This window comes from Pseudomonas sivasensis, assembly GCF_013778505.1.
Taxonomy (GTDB): Bacteria; Pseudomonadota; Gammaproteobacteria; order Pseudomonadales; family Pseudomonadaceae; genus Aquipseudomonas; species Aquipseudomonas sivasensis.
Genome location: NZ_JAAOWU010000017.1, coordinates 24,514 through 45,280 on the forward strand (window position 1 = coordinate 24,514; position 20,767 = coordinate 45,280).

The 20,767-nt window shown below is 61.5% G+C and carries 21 protein-coding genes; 12 read left to right on the forward strand and 9 right to left on the reverse strand.

From position 1 onward, the window contains the following. Positions 1–6: 6 nt before the first annotated feature. The 4 genes from G9Q84_RS23160 to G9Q84_RS23175 form a co-directional block, all read right to left on the reverse strand. On the reverse strand, positions 7–786 hold the full coding sequence (locus G9Q84_RS23160) for an SDR family oxidoreductase (protein ID WP_260368257.1): 780 nt from the start codon (positions 784–786) through the stop codon (positions 7–9). A 132-nt stretch (positions 787–918) separates the two neighbouring features. Continuing rightward, positions 919–2,427 (reverse strand): sugar ABC transporter ATP-binding protein, encoded by a 1,509-nt coding sequence (locus G9Q84_RS23165; protein WP_032889548.1) that lies wholly within the window; start codon positions 2,425–2,427, stop codon positions 919–921. Between the two features lie 15 nt (positions 2,428–2,442). Further along, on the reverse strand, positions 2,443–3,375 hold the full coding sequence (locus tag G9Q84_RS23170; protein WP_032889545.1) for a sugar ABC transporter substrate-binding protein: 933 nt from the start codon (positions 3,373–3,375) through the stop codon (positions 2,443–2,445). Positions 3,376–3,425: 50 nt separating this feature from the next. Further along, positions 3,426–4,433 carry an ABC transporter permease gene (locus tag G9Q84_RS23175; RefSeq protein ID WP_050442857.1) on the reverse strand — a complete coding sequence of 336 codons (1,008 nt, stop codon included), beginning with the start codon at positions 4,431–4,433 and terminating at the stop codon, positions 3,426–3,428. A 362-nt stretch (positions 4,434–4,795) separates the two neighbouring features. Here G9Q84_RS23175 and G9Q84_RS23180 point away from each other — a divergent pair, with 362 nt between their 5' ends. Genes G9Q84_RS23180 through G9Q84_RS23190 form a run of 3 tightly spaced genes read left to right on the forward strand, consistent with a single transcriptional unit; the run spans position 4,796 to position 8,035 of the window. Further along, positions 4,796–5,632 carry a transketolase gene (locus tag G9Q84_RS23180; protein ID WP_032889543.1) on the forward strand — a complete coding sequence of 279 codons (837 nt, stop codon included), beginning with the start codon at positions 4,796–4,798 and terminating at the stop codon, positions 5,630–5,632. After that, positions 5,622–6,554: a transketolase family protein gene (locus G9Q84_RS23185; RefSeq protein ID WP_181644163.1), complete on the forward strand. Its 933-nt coding sequence runs from the start codon at positions 5,622–5,624 to the stop codon at positions 6,552–6,554. Before G9Q84_RS23180 ends, G9Q84_RS23185 begins: the two co-directional genes overlap by 11 nt. 5 nt (positions 6,555–6,559) lie before the next feature. Beyond that, a complete protein-coding gene (locus G9Q84_RS23190; RefSeq protein WP_032889537.1) occupies positions 6,560–8,035 on the forward strand; it encodes an FGGY family carbohydrate kinase in 1,476 nt (491 codons plus the stop codon). 352 nt (positions 8,036–8,387) lie between these two features. Here the strand turns inward: G9Q84_RS23190 and G9Q84_RS23195 are convergent, their stop codons facing one another. Continuing rightward, a complete protein-coding gene (locus G9Q84_RS23195; protein ID WP_181644164.1) occupies positions 8,388–9,332 on the reverse strand; it encodes an aliphatic sulfonate ABC transporter substrate-binding protein in 945 nt (314 codons plus the stop codon). Positions 9,333–9,540: 208 nt separating this feature from the next. After that, entirely contained in the window at positions 9,541–9,876 is a 336-nt protein-coding gene (locus G9Q84_RS23200) for a hypothetical protein (protein ID WP_032889532.1), read from the reverse strand. 90 nt (positions 9,877–9,966) lie between these two features. Here G9Q84_RS23200 and G9Q84_RS23205 point away from each other — a divergent pair, with 90 nt between their 5' ends. From G9Q84_RS23205 to G9Q84_RS23215, 3 genes are all read left to right on the forward strand, one after another. After that, positions 9,967–10,311, forward strand: a complete 345-nt coding sequence (locus tag G9Q84_RS23205) for a hypothetical protein (protein ID WP_032889529.1) — start codon at positions 9,967–9,969, stop codon at positions 10,309–10,311. A gap of 55 nt (positions 10,312–10,366) precedes the next feature. Continuing rightward, positions 10,367–11,275 carry a glutaminase B gene (gene glsB / locus G9Q84_RS23210; RefSeq protein WP_032889526.1) on the forward strand — a complete coding sequence of 303 codons (909 nt, stop codon included), beginning with the start codon at positions 10,367–10,369 and terminating at the stop codon, positions 11,273–11,275. Positions 11,276–11,394: 119 nt separating this feature from the next. Next, positions 11,395–11,715, forward strand: coding sequence for a hypothetical protein (locus tag G9Q84_RS23215; RefSeq protein ID WP_233896829.1), 321 nt, complete (start codon positions 11,395–11,397; stop codon positions 11,713–11,715). A 5-nt stretch (positions 11,716–11,720) separates the two neighbouring features. On the opposite strand, the gene G9Q84_RS23220 is transcribed toward G9Q84_RS23215, so the two are convergent. The 3 genes from G9Q84_RS23220 to G9Q84_RS23230 form a co-directional block, all read right to left on the reverse strand. Beyond that, on the reverse strand, positions 11,721–12,224 hold the full coding sequence (locus G9Q84_RS23220) for a signal peptidase II (RefSeq protein WP_181644165.1): 504 nt from the start codon (positions 12,222–12,224) through the stop codon (positions 11,721–11,723). A gap of 356 nt (positions 12,225–12,580) precedes the next feature. Beyond that, a complete protein-coding gene (locus G9Q84_RS23225; protein WP_032889518.1) occupies positions 12,581–13,825 on the reverse strand; it encodes a saccharopine dehydrogenase family protein in 1,245 nt (414 codons plus the stop codon). Positions 13,826–13,853: 28 nt separating this feature from the next. Beyond that, entirely contained in the window at positions 13,854–14,951 is a 1,098-nt protein-coding gene (locus G9Q84_RS23230; RefSeq protein ID WP_074847089.1) for a carboxynorspermidine decarboxylase, read from the reverse strand. 185 nt (positions 14,952–15,136) lie between these two features. On the opposite strand from G9Q84_RS23230, the gene G9Q84_RS23235 reads away from it, so the two are divergent. From G9Q84_RS23235 to G9Q84_RS23260, 6 genes are all read left to right on the forward strand, one after another. Further along, complete coding sequence (locus G9Q84_RS23235; protein ID WP_099602703.1) at positions 15,137–15,805, forward strand: DUF2268 domain-containing putative Zn-dependent protease; 669 nt, start codon at positions 15,137–15,139, stop codon at positions 15,803–15,805. Between the two features lie 315 nt (positions 15,806–16,120). Then, positions 16,121–17,140 carry a LacI family DNA-binding transcriptional regulator gene (locus G9Q84_RS23240; protein ID WP_032889511.1) on the forward strand — a complete coding sequence of 340 codons (1,020 nt, stop codon included), beginning with the start codon at positions 16,121–16,123 and terminating at the stop codon, positions 17,138–17,140. Next, a complete protein-coding gene (locus G9Q84_RS23245; RefSeq protein ID WP_131699895.1) occupies positions 17,124–18,128 on the forward strand; it encodes an ABC transporter substrate-binding protein in 1,005 nt (334 codons plus the stop codon). The genes G9Q84_RS23240 and G9Q84_RS23245 overlap by 17 nt, the downstream gene beginning before the upstream one ends. Next, positions 18,129–18,947 (forward strand): ABC transporter permease, encoded by an 819-nt coding sequence (locus G9Q84_RS23250; RefSeq protein WP_122681249.1) that lies wholly within the window; start codon positions 18,129–18,131, stop codon positions 18,945–18,947. After that, entirely contained in the window at positions 18,944–19,738 is a 795-nt protein-coding gene (locus tag G9Q84_RS23255) for an ABC transporter permease (protein ID WP_032889505.1), read from the forward strand. The genes G9Q84_RS23250 and G9Q84_RS23255 overlap by 4 nt, the downstream gene beginning before the upstream one ends. Next, positions 19,735–20,766 (forward strand): ABC transporter ATP-binding protein, encoded by a 1,032-nt coding sequence (locus G9Q84_RS23260; RefSeq protein WP_181644166.1) that lies wholly within the window; start codon positions 19,735–19,737, stop codon positions 20,764–20,766. Before G9Q84_RS23255 ends, G9Q84_RS23260 begins: the two co-directional genes overlap by 4 nt. Position 20,767: the final 1 nt, after the last annotated feature.

A 20,767-nucleotide genomic window follows, 5' to 3' on the forward strand; every position in this document is an offset into this window, starting at 1 on the left:
GACTCCTTACCAGCACACAAAGCCGCCATCGACCAACAGGTCGACACCGGTGCAGAAAGATGACGCCTGGCTGACCAGGAAAATTGCCGGGCCGACCATTTCTTCCACGCTGGCCATACGGCCCATGGGCGTGGTCTGTTCAAAGATCTTCACCTGGTCGGCGACTTCCGGGCGCGAGTTCATCGGCGTGGCGGTGTAGCCGGGGCTGATGCAGTTGACGCGCAGGCCCTTGTCGGCCCATTCCATCGCCAGGCTTTTGCTCAGGTGGATCACCCCAGCCTTGGAGGTGTTGTAGTGCGCCTGCAACAGGCCACGGTTGACGATGCTGCCGGACATGGAGGCGATGTTGACGATTGCACCTTTGCCACGCGGCAACATCACGGCGGCCTGGGCCTGGCAGCTGAGGAAGATGCCGGTGAGGTTGATGTCCAGTGTGGTTTGCCAGCGTTGCAGTTCCAGGTCTTCGGCGGCCTGGGCGTTGGCGATGCCGGCGCAGTTGACCGCGACGCTGAGTTCGCCGAGTTCCTGTTCGGTTCGTGCGACCGCTGCATCCAGTGCGGCGCGCTCGGTGACGGTGCCGCTCAACGCCAAGGCGCGACGGCCCAGCGCCTGGATGCGTTCTACCGTGCTGGCAATGCCGGGGCTGCCCGGAAGATCAAAGCAGGCGACATCTGCGCCGGCTTCGGCCAGCCCGACAGCGATGGCTTGGCCGATGCCGCTGCCGGCGCCGGTGACAAAGGCCACTTGGCCCTGAAGACTGAAAAGCTGCATGGATAACTCCGTTATTTGAAATCACAGTGGACCCGTGTGGGAGGGGGCTTGCTCCCGATAGCAGTGGTTCAGTGACAGATGCTTCTACTGACACTCCCTCATCGGGGGCAAGCCCCCTCCCACAGTTGGATCTGTGTAGGTGTTTGGTTATGCGGTGGCCATTTCCATCACCGACACCGGTGTGGCCTCGCCACGCTCCAGAATCCCCATCTGCCGGCCTCGGCTCATCACCATCACCCGATGGGACAAGCCCAGCACTTCATCCAGGTCGGAACTGACCACGATCACCGCCATGCCCTTGGCCGCCAAGTCCGCGATCACTTCATAAATCGCCGCCCGTGCACCCACGTCGATGCCGCGTGTTGGCTCATCCAGAATGAACACCTTGGGGTTGCGTGCCAGCCACTTGGCGATGATTACCTTCTGCTGGTTGCCGCCGGACAAACTGGAAATCCGCGACTGCGGCGAACCTTTCACGCCGAGCCGCGCCACCGCCGTTCGGGCGAATTCACGCAGCGGGGCAGGGAGCACCCAACCGCGTTTGTCCAGCAGGTCGGTGTTGCCGTAGACCAGGTTGTCTTCGATGCGATGTTCCACGACTACGCCTTGCTGTTTGCGGTCTTCAGGTACCAGCACTACACCGGCCTGAATCGCTTCAAACGGGCTGCGCAGCTGGCGCACCTCACCGTCCAGCACCATCTGCCCCTTGATGTCCTGGGCCGCACCGGCAATGGTGCGCACCAGCTCCGTACGCCCGGCGCCGACCACGCCGGCAATGCCGAACACTTCGCCGGCACGCACGCTGAAGTCGATGCCATGCAAAGCGAATTCGCGGCAGGTCAGGTCTTTGACCTGCAACATCACCTGCTCCTGCGGCGCCTGCAGCGCGGGGAAAATCCGCTCCAGGCTGCGCCCGACCATCTGCTCCACCAGCTCGCGCACCGGCACTTGCGCGGTGGCATGCAGGGCGATCTGACGACCGTCGCGCAGCACCAGCACGCGGTCGGCGATGCGCGCGATTTCTTCCAGGCGATGGCTGATATAGATAAACGACACGCCTTCTGCTTTCAGCCGTTCCACCTGCTTGAACAGCAACTCGGTTTCTTCAGCGCCCAGCGCAGCGGTGGGTTCATCGAGAATCAGCAAGCTGGCCTTCAAGGTCAGCGCCTTGGCGATTTCCACCAATTGCTGGGCCGCCACACTCAGGCCTTCGACCTTGCGCGACGCCGGCACGTTGAGCCCCAGGCGTTCCAGTTGGATCTGCGCCTGGGCCTCGATGTAGTCGCGATCGACCCGCCCGTAACGCATGGGCAGGCGACCGACGAAGATGTTCTCGGCGATCGACAGTTGCGGCAGCAGACGGATTTCCTGGTGGATCAGGCCGATACCTGCGCCCAGTGCCGCACCCGGCGAGGCGGGTGCATACGGCGCGCCGAGCCAGGTCATGCTGCCGCCAGCTTCGGGTTGCACGAGGCCTGCGATGATCGACGACAAGGTCGACTTACCGGCACCGTTTTCACCGAGCAGGGCCAGCACTTCACCGCGGCGAATATCCACATTGACCTGGGACAACACCTGCACCGGGCCGTAGGCCTTGCTGATATTGCGCAGGCACAGCACCGCATCGGCGCTGCTATCCAGAGCTGCTGCTTGCATGACGACCTCCAAGGCTTACGGGTGCTGTTGCAGGAACGGCGCGACGTTTTCTTTGGTGGTCAGCACGGTGGGCAGCAGTTGCTCCTTGGGCACGGCCTTGCCGGCTTTGAGATCAATCGCCGAGGCCACGGCCAGGCGCCCCATTTTCTGGGTCTGCTGAGTCATGGTGGCGTTGAGCACGCCGCTTTCGACGGCCTTGAGCCCGGCGACGTCGCCGTCAAAACCGACGACCACGACCTTGTGATCCAGGTTGCCGACCTTCACCGCTTGGGCAGCGCCCAGGGCCATGGCATCGGCGCGGCCGAAGAATACGGTGATATTCGGATCACGCTGGAGCAGGTCCTGGGCCACGGCGAAGCCTTTGTCCTGAGCCCATTCGGCGGGTTGCTGGGCCACGACCTTGAGGTCCGGGAAGGCTTTCAGGCCCTCCTCGAAACCCTTGGCGCGATCATTCTCCGGCGTGGTGCCGAGTTGGCCTTGCAGGATCGCAATGCGGCCTTTGCCGTCGGTGATCTTGCCCACGTACTCGGCCAGGGTCTTGGCGCCGGCCACGCTGTCGCTGGCGATAAAGGTGTCGCCTGGTGCGTCGGGGGCGTTGCGGTCCACGGCGATCACCGGGATGCCCGCGGCCTTGGCGGCTTTGACGGGCACACCGGCGGCGGTAGCACCGGCGGGGATGTAGATCAGCACGTCGATCTGGCGGGTGATCAGGTCTTCAATCTGGCTGACCTGGGTCGAGGAGTTGCCTTGGGCGTCCACGGTGATCACCTTGATCCCCTTGGCCTTGCCCTCGGCTTCCACCGATTGCTTGATCTGGTTGAAGAAGTCGGCCTGCAGGTTGGCCACGGCCAGGCCGATGGTCAGGTCCTTGGCCCAGGTGGTGCCGGCAGCGGTAAGGGTTGCGGCCGCCAGAGCAGTGGCGATAAGCAGTTTCTTGGGGCTGAACATGTCGGTGACTCCTGGTTTTATTGTTGGAGGGTGTCAACTGTCGAACAGGTTTAACGGGCAGTACTGGAACGGCGTCGCAGGGTGTCGATGGTTACGGCGAGGGCGATGACCACGCCGATCACCACTTGTTGAATAAACGGGGAAACGCCCAGCAGGTTGAGGCCATTGCGCAACACGCCAATGATCAGCACGCCCACCAGGGTGCCGCCGATGCTGCCGACGCCGCCGCTGAGGCTGGCCCCGCCAATCACCACGGCGGCAATAGCGTCCAGTTCCAGGCTGAGGCCGGCACTGGGTTGGGAAGAGTCGAGGCGCGCCGCCAGGGTCACGGCGGCGATGCCGGCCAGCGCACCACTGATGGCGTACACCCACAAGGTAATCGCACGCACCTTGATGCCGGACAGGCGCGCCACTTCAGGGCTGCCGCCCATGGCGTAGAGGTTGCGGCCGCCGGCACGAAAGCGCAGGAACACCCACGCCACCAGCAGCATCACCAGAAACAGCCCGACGGTTGCCGAGAGAAAGCCGAAGTGCCGCACCGTGGCCAGGCTGGTGAACCACTCCGGGTAGCCGACGATCTGCCGGCCTTCGGTGAGGATATTCGCCAAGCCACGGGCCACCGACATCATGGTCAGCGTGGCAATAAAGGGCGGCAGCTTGGCGTAGGTGATCAACGCGCCGGACACCAGCCCGGCGAGCATCCCGGTGGCAATCGAGATCGGAATCGCGAAGCCCAGCGGCACTGCCTGATCCTGGTAGAGCCAGCCGAGCATCATCATCGAGAAGGCCAGCACCGAGCCTACCGACAGGTCGATGCCGCCGATGACGATCACCGCCGTCATGCCGATCGCCAGGATGCCCAGCACCGTGACCTGATCGAGGATGTTCAGGCCATTGCGCAAGGAGAAGAAGAATTCGGAACTGAAGGAGAAGACCAGCACCAGCAACACCAGCCCGATCAACGGGCCGCCGATGTTGCTGGGCAGCAGTTTCACAATACGTGGGCGGGGTGGCGGCTTGAGTTCGGCCGGGTGCTGGACAATAGCTTTGGCGTCCACAGTGTTCTCCTGATTTATTTTTTTTGGAGTGCTTTCAGGTCGCTTGAATATTTATGCGTGCCTGACTGTTAATTCAGATTCCAGTGACACCGTGGCAAAGTCAAGCGCTTAATTTTTCAGGTATGCCTCTAAACCGGCGCTTTCACCACGGCCAAAGCCACGGGATAGACCAGCCCGTGTGGGATTTTGCCCGTTTGTCCGAGGGATGTTTCTTCTATTTATTTCGTTTTTCCGTGGATCGCTCACTTGACCGCGCGGACGATCAGCGTCTAAATAGAAATATATTGTCACTGCTGAATAAATATTCAAACACAGCTTTGGACACTTTCACCTCACGTGGTCAGCCCCACAGGAGCCGCTGCATGAATGCCTTCCAGTACGACGCCCACCAGATCAAGGAACAGGCCCGCCTGATCCGCCGCCATGTGATCCACCTCAACGCCGATTCACCGGCGGGCGGTCACACCGGAGCGGACCTGTCGGAAACCGACATCCTCGCCACTCTGTACTTCCGCATCCTCAATACCGGCCCGGAACGCACTGAAGACCCTGATCGCGATATCTATATCCAGAGCAAGGGCCATGGCGTGGGTGGTTTGTATTGCTGCCTGGCACAGGCGGGCTATATCCCTACTGAATGGTTGCCCACTTACCAGCACTTCAATTCCCATTTGCCCGGCCATCCGGTACGCCAGAAAACCCCCGGCATCGAACTCAACACCGGCGCCCTTGGCCACGGCTTGCCAGTGGCAGTGGGGCTGGCATTGGCGGCAAAGATGTCCGGCAGCAAAAAACGCATCTACGTGCTGACCGGCGACGGCGAACTGGCCGAAGGCTCCAATTGGGAAGCCGCCATGGCGGCAGCCAAGTACGGGTTGGATAACCTGTTTGTGATCGTCGACAAGAACAAACTGCAACTGGCCGGCCTGACCGCCGAGATCATGCCGCTCGACCCACTGGACGTGAAATGGGCCGCCTTCGGCTTCACCGTCAGCGAATGCGATGGCAACGACGTGGGCCAGTTGATCGAAACCCTGGAAACCATGCAGACCCAAACCGGCGCGCCCCAGGTGCTGATCGCCCACACCATCAAAGGCAAGGGCGTGTCGTTTATCGAAGCCCGCCCTGAATGGCACCACCGTGTGCCGAAGGGCGATGAAATCAATGCAGCACTGGAGGAGTTGAACCATGGCGAGTGAACATTTGGCGAGTGTCATGGTGCAGGCCTTTATTGATGCAGTCGACGCCGGGTTGGACGTCGTGCCAGTGGTCAGCGATTCCACGTCTACGGCCAAGATCGGTCCGTTTATGCAGCGCTTTCCAGAGCGGTTGATCAATGTCGGGATTGCCGAGCAGTCCTTGGTCAGCGTCGCGGCGGGGCTGGCGCTGGGCGGTAAGATTGCAGCCACCTGCAATGCGGCGCCGTTTCTAATCTCTCGCGCCAATGAGCAGATCAAGGTGGACGTCTGCTACAACCAGGCCAATGTGAAAATGTTCGGCCTGAACGCCGGTACCAGCTATGGCCCGTTGGCCAGCACCCACCACAGCCTTGACGATATTTCTGTGATGCGCGGCTTCGGCAATGTGCAGATTTTTGCCCCGGCGGATGCCGTCGAGTGCCGGCAGATCGTCGATTACGCGCTGCGTTACCACGGCCCGGTGTATATCCGTCTCGATGGTAAAGCCTTGCCGGACGTCCACGGCGCCGACTATCAGTTTGTGCCCGGTCAGGTAGACATCCTGCGCCAGGGCGCCGATGTGAGCATCGTGGCCCTGGGCTCGGTGGTGCATGAAGCGGTGGATGCGGCGGCCTTGCTGGCGGAGCAGGGCATCCAGGCGCAGGTGATCAACCTGTCGTCGATCCGGCCCTTGCAGCGTGATGTATTGCTCAGCGCCTTGAGCGGCACCCGCGCCGTCATCAGCGTGGAAGAACACAACGTTAATGGCGGCGTCGGCAGCCTGGTCGCTGAAGTGCTGGCTGAAGCCGGGCTGGGCATTCCATTGATCCGCCTGGGTATCGGCGATGGCGAGTACGCCGCCGCCGGTGCCCGCGAACCGACCCGCGCCTTGCATAACATCGACGCGGCTGGGATCGTGGCGGCTGCCACTCGGTTGCGGTGAAATCAATGAATAACAACACCCCGCTGATCCTTGCGATAGATGAAGGCACCAGCAACGCCAAGGCGGTGCTGGTCAACGAACTGGGCCAGGTGATCGCGCGCGGTTCGCGGCCCTTGAGCATCAGTCATCCCCAGGCCGGGTTTTCCGAGCAGGACCCGCTGCTGATCTGGCAAAACACGTTGGCTGCGATTGAAGAGTGCCTGGCCCAGGTAGATCGGCCGATCACTGCGCTCGCGATCAGCAACCAGCGCGAATCGGTGGTGGCTTGGGATAGGCATACCGGTGAGCCATTGTCGCCGTGCATCAGTTGGCAGTGCCGACGCTCTACGGCGTTATGCACGCAACTGCATGCGCAGGGTCATGAAGCGCTGATCCTGGAAAAGACCGGGCTGGCGTTGGACCCGATGTTCTCGGCGGGCAAATTTCGCTGGATTCTCGACAACCTGGACAATGGTCACGCCCGCGCCGCTGCGGGTGATATTTGCCTGGGCACGGTCGACAGCTGGCTGTTGTGGCAACTCAGCGGCGGTCAGGTGTTCGCCACCGACTATTCCAATGCCGCACGCACCCAGTTGTTCAACCTGCACTCATGCGCCTGGGATCCTGAGCTTTTGGCACTGTTCGGCATTCCTGCTGCGGCCTTGGCGCCGATCCAGCCGAGCGCCGGGTTCTTCGCCGAAACCGTCGCCGTGGGCGGCTTGCCCGCCGGTATCCCGGTGATGTCGATGATTGGCGACTCCCATGCCGCGCTGTACGGGCAGGGCGGTTTTGCGCCGGGTTTGGTCAAGGCCACCCTCGGCACCGGTTCGTCCTTGATGACGCCCATGAGTGGCCCGATTGCGTCCACCCATGGCTTGTCCACCACATTGGCCTGGCATGACGGCAGCCAACCCACCTTCGGCATGGAGGGCAATATCGTCCATACCGGCGCTGCCGTGCAGTGGGCGTCGCGCCTGGTGGCTGGCGAATCCCTGGATGCCTTGACCGAACAGGCTGCGCAACTGCCGGATAACGGCGGTGTGTATTTTGTCCCGGCGCTGTCGGGCCTCGGCGCACCGCACTGGAAGGCCGACGCCCGTGGGCTGATCTGCGGGTTGACCGAAGCCACGTCCGGCGCGCACATCCTGCGCGCCTCGCTGGAATCCATCGGCTATCAGATTCGCGATGTGTTTGAGGCGATGCAACAAGACATCGGCAGTCCTTTGAAAGAACTGTGGGTGGACGGCGGCGCCACGCGCAATCGCTGGCTGATGCAGTTCCTTGCCAACCTGCTGCAACGCCCGGTGGTGCGCAGCCTGTCGCCGGAGGTGTCGGCGCTGGGCGCAGCGCACCTGGCGGGACGGGCGTTGGGCGTGTGGGCGAGTGATACGGCGCTGGGGCAGTTGGAGCGCCAGCGCGAGCGGTTTGAGCCGCAGGATGACCCCGCAATGGCAGGGCGTTATGCAGAGTGGAAAAAGGCTTTAGCCCGAACACTCCTCTAACGGCATATGCAAACCCACTGTGGGAGGGGCGGTGCGACGATTCGACTTGCCGCCGATGAACATAGGGATCTACATAACGTTGACTCAACACTGAACGTCCGGCAGATAGGGCTGTTGTGGCGAGCGGGCTTGTCCCGCGTTGGGCTGCGTAGCAGCCCCAAAACCAGCCTCAACAGAGTGTCTGATACACCGCATTCTTCTTGACTGGGGCTGCTTTGCAGCCCAACGCGGGACAAGCCCGCTCGCCACAGGGATATTTGTCAGCGTCTGAAAAGTTGTTTAGATACCCATGGTCATCGGGGGCAAGTCGAATCGTCGCACCGCCCCTCCCACATTTAGATCACGCCAGCCTTCAAGGCCGCCAGGTCTGCACATCCTTGGCATCCACCGCCTTGGGCAATAACCCCGCCTTGAAGAACGCATCGGCAATCTTCTGCTGCTCACCCAACTGATCCACCGTCACCGGCTGCACCTGATAACTGCGGTGCGCGTTCGCCGCTTCCACCGTGGCCACGTCCAGGTTGCCCCACAGCGGGCCGAGCACTTTCGCCGCTTCTTGCGGATGGGCTTTCACCCACTTGCCGGTCTTTTCCAATTCCCCATACACCACCTTCAGCACTTCTGGGTGCGCCTTGGCGTAGGGCGTGCCTGTCAGGTAGTAACGCTTGTAACTGGCGAGGCCTGCGCCATCGGCCAGGGTGCGGGTCGGCAGTTGGCGCTGCACGCTGGTGAGGAAGGGTTCCCAGGTGACCCAGGCGTCGACTTTGTTGTTCTCGAACGCCGCGCGGCCATCGGCTGGCGACAGGTAAGCCGGTTCGATATCCGAGAACGCCAGGCCAGCTTTATTCAGGGCGGCGATCAACAAATAGTGAGTGCCGGCAGCCTTGGTCACCGCGATTTTCTTGCCCTTCAAGTCCGCCAACTGTTGGATCGGCGAGTCCTTGCGCACCACGATGGCCTGGGCCGAAGGCGAGGGCGCTTCCTGGGCGAAGTAGGTGAGTTTGGCCTGGGCGGCCTGGGCGAAGATCGGCACGGTGTCAGCCACGTCGGCGCTGATGTCGACGTTGCCGACGTTCAGCGCTTCCAGCAGCGGCAGGCCGCTGGGGAACTCATGCCAGCTCACATCGATGTTGTCGGCCTTGAGGGCTTTCTCCAGGGTGCCCTGGGTCTTGAGCAGGGTGATCAGCGTGGAGGATTTCTGGTAACCGATGCGCACGGTTTCCTGGGCTTGCGCACTAAAGGCAACGGAAAAGGCCAGCAATCCTAATACAGCGGCGAGGGGACGACGAAGGGACATGGTGGGCTCGATCTTCAACGAAATAGCCCTGAGCTTAATGATCTAAAAACCATTCGATAAATACTCTTTCGATCTGAGCTTAGGATGCTTTCAGCCGCTTCCTGCCCGCTGGAACAGCTGGGCCATGGGCGGGTGCGCGGCTTCGATCATCAAGTAATACACCTCCGTTTCGCTGCCCCCGCGCGCCGAATGGGGTCGGTGGTGTGGCTCAGTCCACGCAGATCGCCCGGCCCAGCTTGCCTTTCTCTACCGTCGCCGAGCAGCCGAAGTGGCCGTTATCTACCTGGCACGCGCCGGTCACCGGGCCGTTGCCGGACTGGGTGGTGACACTGGTCTGGCACTCGCCTTCACACTGACTGGAGTCGGTGCACGCCTTGCCTGCGTCCTTATATGGTGTGATGCACTTCCAGCTTTGCAGCTTGCCGACTTGCTTCATGGTGCCGCCGCCCGCCAGGCAGGTGGACGCTGCAGCGTCCTGAGCGGGCGGGGTCGTGGTGCATGCCGATACCAGCAGTAAAGCGGCCAGGCCAATCATTAATTTCATGCAAAGTCCTCGTGGAGTGAGCGCAGCGGTGCAGTGTACGGGCATATGGACTACTTTGATTGACGAGCGATCCCCACCCGGTAATGACTCATGCACACGTTATGGAAGCGGTATGTGGCCCTGCTGGAAAATGACCTGAGCACTCAGATCTTCGACAATGTTAAAAACCTGCTGGTGTGCGCGCTGCTGTTCGCGGCGGGCACCAATACGCTGCTCGGGCAACGTGAACTCTTTATTGGCATGTTCGCGTCAAACGTGGCGGGCTGGGGGCTGATCATCCTGTCCACGGTGTTGATGCTGTTGAACGTCAGCGACGGCATTCGCCGGCTGGCCAAGCTGCGTTATCACTTGGCATTGCAGCTGTTGTTGATCCTGGTTTATCTGGTGGTGGCCGAGCGGGTTGTGGAGATTGTGTGGGGCTTCCGCGCCCATTGAAGTATCCTCCGCACCCCGCTTTCCACTGATTCAAAGACAGATGACAGGACAAGACATGCAGGCGCTGCTGGAGTCGATCCTCGACGAAGTGCGCCCACTGATCGGCCTCGGCAAAGTCGCCGACTACATTCCCGCGCTGGCCGATGTACCGGCCAACCAACTGGGCATCGCCGTGTATGGCAACGACGGTTCGGCCTACCGCGCCGGAGATGCCGATACGCTGTTCTCGGTGCAGAGCATTTCCAAGGTGTTCAGCCTGGTGCAGGCCATCGACCATGGCGGCGAATCCATCTGGGAACGCTTGGGCCACGAGCCGTCGGGGCAACCGTTCAACTCGTTGGTGCAACTGGAGTTCGAACGCGGTCGCCCGCGTAACCCCTTCATCAATGCCGGTGCGCTGGTGATCTGCGACATCAACCAATCACGCTTTGCGGTGCCGATCCTGTCGATGCGCGACTTCGTGCGGCGCCTGTCGGGAAACCCGCAGATCCTGGTCAACAGCGTCGTCGCCGACTCCGAAGCCCAGCACGGCGCGCGCAACGCGGCCATGGCCTACTTGATGAAATCCTTCGGCAACTTCCACAACGACGTGGATGCTGTACTGCATAGCTACTTCAACTACTGCGCCTTGCAGATGAGCTGCCTGGACTTGGCCAAGGCGTTCAGCTTCCTCGCCAACGAGGGCACGAGTGCCCACAGCGGCGAACAGATCCTCACCGCGCGCCAGACCAAGCAAGTCAACTCGATCATGGCCACCAGCGGGCTGTATGACGAGGCGGGGAATTTTGCTTATCGCGTGGGCTTGCCGGGCAAGAGCGGGGTCGGCGGCGGCATTGTCGCGGTGGTGCCGGGGCAATTTACCGTGTGCGTGTGGTCGCCGGAGTTGAACGCGGCGGGGAACTCACTGGCGGGGATCAAGGCGTTGGAGTTGTTGAGTGAGCGGATTGGGTGGTCGGTGTTTTGAGAGCGTTCCCACGCGCGTGGGAACGCTGATCTGGATGTCATGCCGCTGGAGGGGCGTCATCCAATGCTACGCTGCCGCCGCAGCCCAGGAATTTTCCCTTTTCTCAGATGGATGTCTGTATGGCCTATGAACTCCATATCGCCCGTGTCGAAAGCAATGCAATAACGCCTGAAGAATGGCGTGACGTGTGTGCCGGTGACCCGTCCCTCCTGTTGCAGGACGAAGTGACTGCCGTTAATCCCACGACAGGAGCGACGATCTCCATCAGCGGTAACCAAACGGCGTACTGGACCTCTCCCACCACGCAGCAGGATTACTATTTCGATTATCGCCGTGGCCAAATTTCGTTTGTATACAGCGATGAGAGCATCGTGAAAGCCAAGGCGATTGCCCTGGCCCTCGCCGCTGAAATTCGAGGCGATGAGGGGGAGAAATACTGATACGCCTAGGCTTTACGCGGCTTCACGAACAGGTCGATCAGCAGGTACAGCGCGCCGACAGTAATTGCGATATCCGCAATATTGAACACCCCGGTATGCGCTGGCCCGACGTTCAGGACCATGTAATCAACCACATGGCCGTCGCGAAACACCCGGTCGATCAGGTTGGCGATGCCACCCAAGGCGATGGCGTACAGCGGCAAGACTTTACGCAGCGGCTGGTTCCAGTTGGAGAGGGACCACCCCATCGCCCAGGCCACCACAACGGCCACGCCGACGATAAAGATCAGTTGTTTGACCTGTGGTGGCAAAGCGGCGCCCAGGCTCAGGAATGCGCCAGGGTTGAGGCTTAGCTCCAACGCAAAGTTGATCGGGTTTGAGCCGATTTTGAAGCTGTTGGCCTGCAGTGAAACCAGGGCCCAGAGATTCACAAGCTGGTCCATAGCAATGAAGGTGATGCCGGCGAGGAGGGCGAAGCTGCGGCCTCGCAATAGGGGCGACGTGCTCAAGCGGTAACTTCCTGTTTCGGGGCGGTCGATAAGGCGGCTGAAGATAGCTCAGGCGCTCTATCCCGTCCATCTTCAAGCCGCCGGGCAGGCTGTGTTCAACGCCTTAAGTTCAGGACTCAGTACCTTTGTGCAAATTGCCGATAATTGCAGTGCACACGGTCATCTGTGAATTCCAATGTGGGAGGGGGCTTGCCCCCGATTACGGTGTGTCAGTCACTGCTGCTGTGACTGATGTACTGCAATCGGGGGCAAGCCCCCTCCCACATTGGATGTTCAGTGTCTTGGAACTCGGTATCCGCCCAAACAAAAAATGCGCCCCTGAGGGCGCATTTTTTTGTTCGGTCAGCTATCGCCTATCAGGCAATCGCATCCCAGGCTCGATCACCGTGCTCGTCCTTGATCCGAGTCGGCAAGCCCATCACGTCCAGCGCCTTGAGGAACGGCTCAGCCGGCAGTTCCTCGACGTTGGCCATGTGTTTCACATCCCACTCGCCACGGGCTACCAGCAGCGCTGCGGCTACCGGTGGAACGCCTGCGGTGTAGGAGATGCCCTGGCTGTCGGTTTCAACGTAGGCTTCTTCGTGATCCGCTACGTTGTAGATGAACATCTCGCGCGGCTGGCCGTCCTTGGTGCCTTTGACCAGGTCGCCGATGCAGGTCTTGCCGGTGTAGCCCGGAGCCAGCGAAGACGGGTCGGGCAGCACGGCCTTGACCACTTTCAACGGCACCACTTCCAGGCCTTCGGCGGTGGTGACCGGCTTCTCGGAGAGCAGGCCGAGGTTTTTCAGCACGGTGAACACGTTGATGTAGTGTTCGCCGAAGCTCATCCAGAAACGCACGTTGGGCACGTCGAGGTTTTTCGACAGCGAGTGCACTTCATCGTGGCCGGTGAGGTAGAGGTTCTGCGAACCCACGACCGGGAGGTCGTCGGTACGTTTGACTTCGAACATGGTGTTGCTGGTCCACTGGCTGTTCTGCCAGCTCCACACCTGCCCGGTGAATTCGCGGAAGTTGATTTCCGGATCGAAATTGGTGGCGAAGTATTTGCCATGGGAGCCGGCATTGACGTCGAGGATGTCGATCGAATCAATGCGGTCGAAATGCTGTTGCTGCGCCAGCGCGGCATACGCGTTGACGACACCCGGGTCGAAGCCCACGCCAAGGATGGCGGTGATGTTCTTCTGTTTGCACTCTTCCAGGTGGTTCCATTCGTAGTTGCCGTACCACGGTGGGGTCTCGCAGACCTTGCCCGGCTCTTCGTGGATGGCGGTGTCGAGGTACGCAACGCCCGTGTCGATGCAGGCACGCAGTACCGACATGTTGAGGAACGCGGAACCCACGTTGATGACGATCTGCGATTCAGTCTCGCGGATCAGGGCCTTGGTCGCTTCCACGTCCAGGGCGTTCAGCGCGAAGGCCTGGATGTCGGCGGGAACCTTGAGGCTACCCTTGGCCTTGACGCTGTCGATGATGGCCTGGCATTTGGAGATGTTGCGCGACGCGATAGCAATACGACCGAGTTCGTCGTTGTGCTGCGCGCACTTGTGGGCCACCACCTTGGCGACACCTCCTGCACCAATGATAAGAACGTTCTTTTTCAATTGCTTTATTTCTCCTATATCCGCCAGCTTACGAAAGGCTGGACAGGTAGTCGTCGTAACCAAATTCACGAACCACTTCGACTGTACCGTCGAGTTGTTTCACTACGATGGACGGCATTTTCAGGCCGTTGAACCAATTTTTCTTGACCATGGTGTAGCCCGCGGTGTCGATGAACGACAGCCGATCGCCGATGGCCAGCGGACGATCAAATTGATACTCGCCGAAGATGTCCCCGGCCAGGCAGGATTTGCCGCACACCATGTAGGTGTGTTCACCGTCGCTCGGCGCCAGTTTGGCGTTGAGGCGGTAGATCAGCAGGTCCAGCAGGTGGGCTTCGATGGAGCTGTCCACGACGGCGAGGTTTTTGCCGTTGTAGAGCGTGTCGAGCACGGTGACTTCCAGGGAGGCGCTGTTGGTGATCGCCGCTTCGCCGGGTTCCAGGTAGACCTGCACGTCGTACTTCTGCGAGAACGCCTTGAGGCGCTGGCAGAAGGCGTCGATGGCATAGCCTTCACCGGTGAAGTGGATGCCGCCGCCGAGGCTGACCCAGTTGACCTTGTGCAGCAGCGCGCCGAAGCGTTCTTCGATGGTGTTCAGCATCTGGTCGAACAGGTTGAAATCGCCGTTCTCGCAGTTGTTGTGGAACATGAAGCCGGAGATCTGCTCGATCACGCCTTCGATCTTCACCGGGTCCCATTCGCCCAGGCGGCTGAATGGACGCGCCGGGTCAGCCAGCAGGTAGTCGGAGCTGCTCACTTGCGGGTTGACGCGCAGGCCGCGGGTCTTGCCTTCACTGCGCTCAGCAAAACGCTGCAGCTGGCTGATGGAGTTGAAGATGATCTTGTCGCAGTTATCGAGCATCTCTTCGATTTCATCATCGGCCCAGGCCACGCTGTAGGCGTGCGCCTCACCTTCGAACTTCTGGCGACCGAGCTTCAACTCATACAGCGACGACGAGGTGGTGCCGTCCATGTATTCCTGCATCAGGTCGAACACCGACCACGTGGCAAAGCACTTGAGCGCCAGCAGGGCCTTGGCGCCGGACTGCTCGCGCACGTAAGCAATCTTCTGCATGTTGACCAGAAGCTTCTGTTTATCGATGAGGTAGTACGGCGTTTTGATCATTTTTGAGAGCCTGCGGCGGTGCCTGCCAAAAAAGGACACGCATTGTGCCCGCACTTGGATCGAATCGAAAGGTTAGCCGGCGGATTTTGCTGCGCCGCTTTTAATCTGACCTGCCAATGTGACAGCTCGTGGGTATGATCAGCCACTCGGGTGACGACACAACGTTGGGATGACGAGAGGTGAGAATGGACGCATGGACACTGCACTGGCTGGAAGCTTCGGGCTCCCTGGCCACGCATCGCAAGGCATTGATGCAAGCGTTCGATGTCGCCTACCGGGGGATTTCCCAAGTGATGCCACCACCACGCTTGGATGTACTGATTCAACGGCTGCCCGGCGAAACCATCCCGGAGTTGGGCCTGGTTGGTCGCGCTTATCGCAGCACGATGTTCTCCCTGACCCTGGACCCCGATAACCCAAATTTCGCCACGAGCCTCGAAGGCGGCGCAATGAGTCGACATGTGGTGCATGAGGTGCATCATTGCCTGCGCATGGCTGGGCCGGGGTATGGCTGGACGCTGGGGGAGGCGCTGGTCAGCGAAGGCCTGGCAGGCAGGTTTGTACAGCATGTGCTGGGCAGCGAAGCCGAGGCGTGGGAGAGGGCGTTCAGCCTTGAAGCGCTCAGGCGTTTTCCTGCACACCTTAGCGAGCTTGAGGCGACGTACTACGATCACAGCGCCTGGTTTTTTGGCACCGGCGACAAGCCTCGATGGCTGGGGTATGCCTTGGGTTATCAGATGGTCGGATTATGGTTGGCGTCGGTAGGAGCGCCTGATGCAGATACGTGGCTCAACGTTTCAGCCAAAGACATCCTGGCGATCGCGGCTGAGGAGGGCCTGGTGATTCGTGCCTGACGAGGACCGACGGACAAAGTCAGCAGGTTTGCCTGCTTTCAGCGCGGTCGCACGTAGACACCGTCCTATCCAACACCGCGCAAATTTGTAGCAGCTGTCGAGCCCCGGCGAGGCAGCGTCCGCCGCGACTCGAGTCTGAATCGGCAGCGCGCCTGACGCAGCCTCGCTTGCAGCTCGGCAACTGCTACATGCGATCACCTGACATTAGAGCGTGTCGGGGCTTGGCTGACATCAAACCGTCATCTCCCCACCACCTTCCTGCCACATTCCCCCGTTACTGTCCTCGCCAATGAGATCGATCTCAAGCGAGTAAACATGACTGACCTGAAAGACGTTGCGCGGCTGGCTGGCGTATCCCGCGCCACTGCCGCCCGCACCTTTGCCTCTCCCGAGCAGGTGCGCCCGGCGACCCGTGAGCAGGTGTTCGCCGCCGCCCGTGAGTTGGGGTTTCGGCCCAACCTGCTCGGCCGCCAACTGCGCCTGCAAACCACCCAATTGATTGGCGTGGTAGTGCCCAACCTGCTCAACCCGGTGTTCGCCGAGCAGTTCCAGGCCATGGAGCGTGCCGCGCGGTTGCGTGGCTACAGCCTGGTGCTGGCGACCACCGACTACAGCAGCGAGCGCGAGTGCATTGTGGTGGAAGAACTGCTGCGCCAGCGCGTCGATGGCCTGGTGCTGACGGTCACCGATGCCGAAAGCAACAGCGTGCTCAGCAGCCTGAATACCGAACAAACCCCGTTCGTGCTGGCCTATCACCAACCGAGCAACCCCAACTACAGCGCCGTTTCGGTGGACAACCGCGCGGGCATGGCCTTGGCCACGCGCTACTTGCTGGAGGCCGGTCATCGACGCATCAGCATGGTCGCCGGCCCCGCCTTGCAGTCCGACCGCGCACGCCTGCGCTATGCCGGTTACTGCGATGCGATGAAGGAATACGGCCTCAAAAGCCGCGCGGTGATCGAAATGCCCGCGCATACCCAGGCCGAATTCGCTGCCATCCAGCCGTACCTCAACGGCCCCGACGCCCCCAGCGCGCTGGTGTGTTCCAACGATTTCCTGGCTATCAGCCTGATCGCCGAGCTGCGCCGCAATGCCTGGAATGTACCCGGGCAGTTGTCGGTGATGGGCTTTGACGGCATCGCCCTCGGCACCCAGATGCACCCGACCCTGTGCAGCGTGGTGCAGCCCATCGCGCTGCTGGCCAGCACGGTGATTGATCAACTGCTGGCGCAGATCGCCGGGAATGCCCCGGTTTCCCATTGCCTGCCTTGCCATATCCGGCCGGGCGAAAGTACCCAACCCTTTGAGGAGTCCCTTGATGCGCGCATTCAGTAAAACCCTGGCAGCCGTGCTGCTGTGCGGTGTGGCCAGCCTGGCCCAGGCCGCCGACACGGCTATTTGCTACAACTGCCCGCCGGACTGGGCCGACTGGGGCACCCAGCTCAAGGCCATCGCCGCCGACACGGGTGTGCAGGTGCCGCTGGACAACAAGAACTCCGGCCAGTCCCTGGCGCAACTGGTGGCCGAAAAGGCCGCGCCGGTCGCGGACGTGGTGTATTACGGCGTGACCTTCGGCTTGCAGGCGCAAAAGGCCGGTGTGGTTGATGGCTACAAACCCAAGGGCTGGGAGCAGATCCCCGCCGGGTTGAAAGACCCCGCCGGCCAGTGGTTTGCGATCCACTCCGGCACCTTGGGCATCATGGTCAACGTCGATGCATTGGGTGGCTTGCCGGTGCCGCAAAGCTGGGCCGACCTGCTCAAGCCTGAATACAAAGGCATGGTCGGCTACCTGGACCCGTCCAGCGCCTTCGTCGGTTATGTCTCTGCCGTGGCGATCAACCGCGCAATGGGCGGCGACCTGGACAACTTCGCCCCGGCCATCGACTACTTCCAGAAGCTGGCGAAAAACGCCCCCATCGTGCCCAAGCAGACCGCCTATGCGCGGGTGCTGTCCGGCGAGTTGCCGATCCTGGTGGACTACGATTTCAACGCCTACCGCGCCCGCTACAAAGACAACGCCAACGTCGCCTTCGTGATCCCCAAGGAAGGCAGCATCAGCGTGCCCTATGTGATGAGTCTGGTGGCCAACGCGCCGCACCGCGCCAATGGCGAGAAGGTGCTGGACTTCGTGCTGTCGGACCAAGGCCAGGCACTCTGGGCCAAGGCGTACTTGCGCCCCGTACGCCCGGTGACCATGCCGGCCGACGTCGCCGCGCAGTTCCTGCCCGACAGCGATTACGCCCGCGCCGGTGTGGTGGACTATCAGAAAATGGCCGCTGTGCAGGAAGCCTTCGCCGCCCGTTACCTGAACGAGGTCAAGTAAGTGGCTGCATCGGCAAAACAGGCGGCCTGGGCGCTGGCCCCGGCCTTTGCGGTGCTGTTCGCGTTCTGGCTGTTGCCGCTGGCGCACTTGATGGTGCTCGGCGCCGACAGCCGCGACAGTCACGGCAGCGGCTATTGGCAGGTGCTCAGTAGCGCGCAGTACCTGGGTAGCCTGGCGCAGACTTGCGTGCTGGCGATCGTGGTGACGTTCACCGCGTTGTTGATCGGTGGCATCAGCGGCGTATTCCTTGCGCGCCAGCAGTTTTTCGGGCGCTCGGCGTTGGTGGCCTTGCTCACGTTTCCTCTGGCGTTTCCCGGGGTGGTGGTGGGCTTTCTGGTGATCCTGTTGGCCGGGCGCCAGGGGTTGCTGGCGTCCCTGGGCCTGCAAGTGGCCGGTGAGCGCTGGATCTTTGCCTACTCGCTGGCCGGGCTGTTTGTCGGCTACCTGTACTTCTCGATTCCCCGGGTGATCCTCACGGTGATGGCCGCATGCGAAAGCCTCGACCGCAGCCTGGAAGAGGCCGCGCATTCGCTGGGAGCAGGGCACTGGCGGGTGGTGTGCGACGTGATCGTGCCGGGCCTGGCGCCGGCGTTGGCGTCCTGCGGCGCGATTTGCTTCGCCACGTCCATGGGCGCCTTCGGCACCGCGTTCACCTTGGGCACGCGCCTGAATGTGACCCCGGTGGCGATCTACAACGTGTTCACCAACTACGCCAACTTTGCCGTCGCCGCCGCGTTGTCGGTGGTGCTCGGCGCGGTGACCTGGGCGGTGTTATTGCTCACGCGGCGCCTGGTGAAAAATGCGGGGACTGTCTTGTGAAGCGCTCATCGCTGTTCGTGATTCAACTGCTGTTTACCTTGCTGGTGTGCGCATTCATGTTGGTGCCGGTGCTGATGTCGTTGCTGGCCGGGTTGACGCGCAATTTCTTCGTCGGCCTGTCCAGCGGCCTGACCTTCGACTGGTTGATCCAGGTATGGCAGGCCTACTCGCCCACCGTATGGCTGTCGTTGCAATTGGCGCTGGCGTGCGCGGTGTGTGTCTGCGTGATCGGCGTACCGGCGGCCTATGCGCTGGTGTGCATGAACAACCGCTTCAGCCGTGCCTTCGAAGAACTGATGGTGTTGCCGGTGGCGATGCCGGGGTTGGCCAGTGCGCTGGCGTTGCTGCTCACCTACGGCCAGTTCGGCACGTTTCGCAGCAGCTGGTTGTTCATCCTGGTGGGCCATGTGTTGTTCACCTTGCCGTTCCTGGTACGTCCGGTGATGGCGGTGATGCAACGCCAGCAACTGCCGGTGCTGGAAGAGGCAGCGGCCAGTCTGGGCGCCGGGCCGATCAAGCGCTTTTTCAGCGTGGTGGTGCCCAACTGCCGGGCGGGGATTCTCGCTGGCGTGCTGATGGTGGTGACCTTGTCGTTGGGCGAATTCAACCTGACCTGGATGCTCCACACACCCATGACCAAGACATTGCCCGTGGGCCTGGCCGACAGCTACGCCTCGGCGCGCCTGGAAATCGCCAGCGCCTACACCCTTATCTTTTTGCTGATGATCGTGCCGCTGCTGATTGCGTTGCAGGCCATCAGCGCTCGTTTGTCCCGTGGAGAGCGTCGATGACCGCTATCACTATTCGCCTGCAAGGCTGTCGCAAGGCGTTCGCCGACGGCACCGTGGCTGTGCATGACCTGAACCTGACCGTCGAAGGCGGTGAAACCCTGGCGATCCTCGGCCCGTCCGGCTGCGGCAAGACCACCACCTTGCGCCTGATTGCCGGTTTGGAACGCCCGGATGTGGGCCAGGTTTTTTTCGGCACCGACGACGTCACTCGTCTGCCCATCGAGCGCCGCGACGTGGGCATGGTGTTCCAGAACTACGCGCTGTTTCCCAACCTCGATGTGGCCGGCAATATCGTCTACGGCTTGAAGATTCGCGGCATGGCGCCGCTTGCGCGGAACAAGCGCTGCGAGGAACTGCTGGAGCTGGTGGGCCTGCAACAGCATGGCAAGCGCAGCATCCACGAATTGTCCGGTGGCCAGCGTCAACGCGTGGCCTTGGCCCGTGCCTTGGCGCCGCGCCCTAAGGTGCTGTTGCTGGACGAACCGCTGGCCGCCCTGGATGCGCAATTGCGCGAGCGCTTGCGCAGCGAGCTGAATGAACTGCTGCGCGGTCTCGGTATCACCTCGGTATTTGTCACCCACGATCAGGGCGAAGCCATGGCCCTGGGCGATCGTATCCTGGTGATGGAGCACGGCCGCGTCGCGCAACTGGCCAGCCCACGGGAGATCTACCAGAAACCGGCCAATGCGTTCGTCGCCGGTTTTGTCGGCAACCTCAATGCATTTGCTGTTACCTCGCGAACAGCCCATGGCCTGAAAGTCTGCGGCGGCGAGTTGCCGTGGCAGGCCGCCGACGTGCCCAGCACGGTGTACTGCCGCCCCGAACACCTGCGGGTGATGGAGAGCGAAGGGCACTTGCACGGCTATCTATTGGCGCAGTTCTTCCAGGGCGCACAAAGCCGCCTGCTGGTGGATGTGGGCGGCCCGCAACCGCTGCTGGTGGACAGCAGCGACAACCACCTGTACGCCGTCGGCGCGCCGATCGCCCTGGCGATTGCGCCGCACATGTTGTTCACCCTGAATGCGTGAG